Source organism: Actinospica acidithermotolerans (assembly GCF_018139625.1).
Lineage (GTDB): Bacteria > Actinomycetota > Actinomycetes > Streptomycetales > Catenulisporaceae > Actinospica > Actinospica acidithermotolerans.
Genome location: NZ_JAGSOH010000220.1, coordinates 1 through 5007, shown reverse-complemented (window position 1 = coordinate 5007; position 5007 = coordinate 1). Strand labels below are relative to the sequence as shown.

Annotated in this window: 3 protein-coding genes; 1 reads left to right on the top strand and 2 read right to left on the bottom strand. The window is 70.4% G+C overall.

The window, feature by feature from the left end; translation table 11 throughout:
- The first annotated feature begins 50 nt into the window (after positions 1-50).
- The gene (locus KDK95_RS33945) at positions 51-3287 is read left to right on the top strand and encodes a TIM-barrel domain-containing protein (protein ID WP_212522468.1); all 3237 of its coding nucleotides are present in this window, start codon (positions 51-53) and stop codon (positions 3285-3287) included.
- Positions 3288-3432: 145 nt separating this feature from the next.
- Here KDK95_RS33945 and KDK95_RS33940 read toward each other — a convergent pair whose 3' ends face one another.
- Positions 3433-4518 (bottom strand): MBL fold metallo-hydrolase, encoded by a 1086-nt coding sequence (locus tag KDK95_RS33940; RefSeq protein WP_212522467.1) that lies wholly within the window; start codon positions 4516-4518, stop codon positions 3433-3435.
- A 170-nt stretch (positions 4519-4688) separates the two neighbouring features.
- Positions 4689-5007: biotin/lipoyl-containing protein (locus KDK95_RS33935; protein ID WP_212522466.1), on the bottom strand; the 319-nt coding region annotated here is incomplete at its 5' end.

Genomic DNA, 5007 nt, shown 5'->3' with positions numbered 1-5007 from the left:
CTCCCCGACCCTCCCCTGCTGATCCACCGGCAGGCCCGAAGGAGCAAGGCATGTCTCCCCGTTCCCCGCGAAGAACACGATGGCAGGCGACCACCGCGACCGTGACCGCCGGCCTCGTCGCAGCCGGCACCCTGGGCGCCGCCCTGCCCGCCTCGGCCGCCGCCGCGCCGAGCGCCGCGCAGCACGCCGTCGTCTCCGGCGACGCGCGGTTCGAAGTGCTCTCGCCCACCCTCATCCGCACCGAGTACGCCGGGAACGGCGTCTTCGAGGACGACCCCACGTTCAACGCCGTCGGCCGCGACGGCTTCGCCCGCACCGCCTTCACTGACAACGTTGTCAACGGCTGGCTGACGATCGACACCGGCCAGGTGCGCCTGCGGTACAAGGTCGGTTCCGGCCCGTTCGGCTCGGACAACCTGCAGATCACGGAGCGGGCCGGCCGGCAGAGCGTCACCGCCGCCCCCTGGGCGTCGGCGGCGGTTCCGTCCTGTCAGCTCGGAACCCTGTGCGAGGCAGAGGACCTGGAACTCTCGGGGCCGACCGTCGCCAGCAACCACGCCGGGTACACCGGCACCGGCTTCGCCGCCGGGTTCCAGAACACCGGCGACTCGCTGACCTTCCAGATCAACGCGGCGACGGCGGGCACCTACGACCTCGACACCCGCTACGCCAACAGCACCGGCGGCGACGGCCAGAACGTCACCCGAACGCTGAGCGCGACCGTGAACAACGGCACCGCGACGACGCTGAGCATGCCCACCACGGCCAACTGGGACACCTGGGCCGTCGCGACCGTGCCGGTGACGCTGAGCGCGGGCGCCAACACCGTCACCCTCGCCCGCTCGGCCTCCGACTCGGGCAACGTCAACATCGACAGCCTCGCCGTGGTCACGCCGGGCGCGGCCTACCCGGGCCCGGCCGCGCCGCAGGCGCAGCCCTGCTCCTTCGGGACGGTCTGCCAGGCCGAGTCGGGCGCGCTCACCGGCGGCGCCGCGGTGCAGAACAACCACAACGACTTCGCCGGAGCCGGCTTCGTCGGCGGCCTGAGCTCGACCTCTGCCAGCGACGCCATCGACGTGACCGGCGTGCCGAAGCCCGGCACCTACCAGTTGCAGCTGCGCTACGCGAACTGGCAGACCGACCTCTCCGCGACCGGCGCCGCCGCCCCGCGGACGATCTCGGTCGCCGTCGGCAGCGGCACTCCGGCCACCACGACGCTCCCGGCGACCAGCAGCTGGGACAGCTGGAACACCGTCTCGATCCCGGTCACGCTCGCGGCGGGCGAGAACACGGTGACCCTCGGCTGCCCCACCGCGGACGCCTGCCACGTCAACCTCGACACCGTCGCCTTCGCCAAGAGCGGCACGCCCCTGCTCGCCCCGCACGCCGCGCTCGGCGGCTACCGGCGCGGCCTCGACGGCCAGAACGGTGAGGTGCAGACCACGCCCGGCATCCTCTACCAGGACGGCTGGTCGCTGCTGAACGACACCGCCTCCGCGATCTTCAACGAGGCCACGCACCAGGTGACGCAGCGTCCGTCGAACGGCGGCAAGCCGTACCAGGACGGATACGTGTTCGGATACGGCCAGGACTACCAGCAGGGCCTCACCGATCTGGCCACGCTGACCGGGCCGTCCGAGCTGCTTCCGCGCTGGGCCTACGGGGTCTGGTACTCGGAGTACTACGACCACACCGCTGCCGACTACGAGAACACCATTCTGCCGACCTTCCGGTCGCAGGGCGTGCCGCTCGACGTCCTGGTCACCGACACGGACTTCAAGGCCGGCAGCACCTGGGACGGCTGGGAGATGGATCCGGCCAAGTTCCCCGACCCGGCCGCGTACTTCGCCTGGGCGCACGCGGAGGGGCTGCACACCACGCTGAACGTGCACCCGAGCGTCCAGCAGACCGACCCGCAGTACCCGCAGGCGCTCGCGGCGGCCGGCGGCACGCTGCCGTCCTGCGGCACCGGGCAGTACTGCTTCGACTGGGGCAACCCGGCCCAGCTCTCGGCGTACTTCGGCCTGCATCAGCAGATCCAGAACCAGGGCAACGACTTCTGGTGGCTGGACTGGTGCTGCGACAGCTCCACCTCGTCGCTGGCCGGGGTCACCCCGGACGCGTGGATCAACCAGAACTACGCGTGGGACACCGACGCCACCGTCGGCCGCGGCTTCGCCTTCTCCCGGGCGTACTCGTCGCTGAACGCCGGCGGCTACAGCGGTTCGGTCGGGCTCGCCACCGGGCCGTGGGCGGACAAGCGCACCACGGTGCACTTCACCGGCGACACCACGTCGAGCTGGGCCACGCTGGCCATGGAGGTCGGGTACACGCCGGGTGAGTCGGCCTCGACCGGGCTGTCCGCGGTGAGCAACGACATCGGCGGGTTCAACAACGCCGGCGACCAGACCGCCGGCGCCGAGCCGGGCAGCACCAAGCTGCCCGACGACCTCTACGCGCGCTGGGTGCAGCTGGGCACCTTCCAGCCCGTCGACCGGCTGCACGGCAACCACAGCGACCGGCTGCCGTGGCAGTACGGCGCCGCGGCCGAGAGCTCCGCGGAGAAGTTCCTCAACCTGCGCGAGAACCTGGTGCCCTACACCTACACGCTCGCCCGGCAGGCCGACGCGACCGGCGTTCCGGTGACCCGTCCGACCTACCTGCAGTACCCGGACCAGCAGGACGCGTACGCGTTCGACGGCAGCGAGTACTTCTACGGGCCGGACGTGCTGGTGGCGCCGGTGACCACCTCGGGCGACTCGGCGACCACGCAGGTGTGGTTCCCCGCCGGCAGCTCCTGGACGGACTACTTCACCGGCAAGACGTACCAGGGCGGCACGGTGCAGAACGTCACCACCGGCCTGGACAGCATGCCGGTGTTCATCAAGTCCGGCGGGATCATGACGACCCGCTCCGGCGACGTCACCAACGACGACCAGAACCCGCTGACCAAGGCCACGGTCACGGTCGCCGAAGGCGCTCCGGGGTCCTTCACGCTGTACGAGGACAACGGTACGACCACGAACACCGCCCAGAGCGCGACGACCACGATCGCCTATGCCAATCACCAGGTGACCGTCGACCCGGTCAAGGGCTCGTTCGCCGGCCAAGTGGAGCAGCGGACCTGGACGGTCGCGTTCCAGAACGCCGTGGCGCCGACCTCGGTGTCGATCAACGGCCACAAGGCCACAGCCGACGAGTGGACGTGGGACAGCGCCACCCGCACCCTCACCGTCACAGCACCGATCCAGTCGGTGAACCAGCGGCTGGCGGTCAGCTACAAGTAGCCGCCGCCTGCCGGACCGCACGTCGGCCCCGCCCGGAGATCACTTCCTCCGGGCGGGGCCGACTTCGTACCTTGACACGTCGGCGCACGGCGCGCTGAATGTCGTCGGCAGCCGCACATTCCTGTGGAGCGATGGATGATCTCCATCACTTCCGGAGAATCGGAATACGCATGAGGTCGGCGCCGAGCAGCACGTCGCCGCGGTATCCGCTTGCTTTGGCGCTGGCGCGTAGCGCCTTGCTCCATGCGGCCTCTGAGACAAGCGAAGGGTCGCCCGGGCTGAGGTGCGTGACGACGAGGCGTCCGGCATCCGCGTCGGCGGCGATCCCGCCGAGCTTCGAGACGTCGGTGTGCACCTTCTCCAGGTGGTCCAGGAGCGTGGCCGGGGTCCCCGCCGCCTCGAAGTACGCGAGGTCGACGGCTTCGTGGACCAGGATGTCGGAGCCCGCGGCGAGCGTCGGGATGTTCGGGGTCGGCGCCGTGTCGCCGGAGAAGGTCACGCTGCCGTATTCGGTGTCGAACCGGTAGGCGTAGGCCGGGACTGCCGCGCCGTGGACGACGAGGATCGCACTCACCCTGACGTTCTCGTCCTCGAAGACGGTCACCGGCCCCGCGATCGACTGGGCTATCTCGTGCACGTCGACGAGCGAGGCCGGGTCGACGCCGAGGTGCTCCTGCAGGAAGAACGTGGTGCTCGCGGCGAACGCCTGGTTCGAGAGCGTGGTCAACGCCGCCGTCCCCGGTATCTGGCCGGGCGCGTCCGCGACCAGCGAGAGCTCGCCTGCGGGACCGGGGCCGTAGACGGGGATCGGCTTGGTCAGGCCCGCGGTGGTCGCCAGCAGCGGGAACGAGAAGTAGTCGACGGTGTGGTCGGAGTGCAGGTGGGTCAGGAAGATCCCGGCGAGCGACGTGAAGTCGAGCCCGGCTCGGAAGTACTGGCTCACCGCACCGCGGCCGCAGTCGATCACATATGTCTTTCCGTTCACGATCAGCGCGGTGGAGATCCCGAAGCGGGCGGCGATCGGCGGCGGGCCGCCGTTGGTGCCGAGCAGCACGAGCGAGAAGCGGTCGCTCTCACTCGACGAGCCGCCGGAGGAGGTGGCCGCCGCAGCGGCCGCGGCGGGAGTGCCGATCAGGAGACCGGCAGCGGCTGCCGCCGCTGCCGCACCGAGCAGGCCACGCCGCGTACCGCCGTTTACCGCGGCGCCGTTGTCGCAGGTACACATCGTCATGCGGCGGAGGCTACTGGCGTACAGCCGCGTTGACATCAGGAACATCCGTAACCTGAGTCTTCACGATCCGACGAGGCGCCAAGCCCTGCCTCGCGGCACTGGATCAGCCGCTATGGCGACTGATCCAGTACTTTGTGGCCTCCCGGCGGTGCCATCGCCATCTCTCGGGGTCAGTCCTTGATCTCGCAGAGTACGGCGCCGGAGGAGACGGTCGCGCCGACCTCGGCGGAGAGCCCGACGACGGTGCCGGACTTGTGCGCGGTGATCGGCTGCTCCATCTTCATCGCCTCGAGCACGACGACCAGCTCGCCCGCCTCGACCGCCCGGCCCTCCTCGACCGCGACCTTCACGATCGTGCCCTGCATCGCGGCGACGGAGGCGAGCGCGAGCAGGCCGGTGCAGTCGCCCGCCGCGTAGACGTTGGAGGCGGTGGTGCGCGAGACGCGGTCGACGATGATGTGGCCGGACGGCGTCGTCTGCACGCCGGCC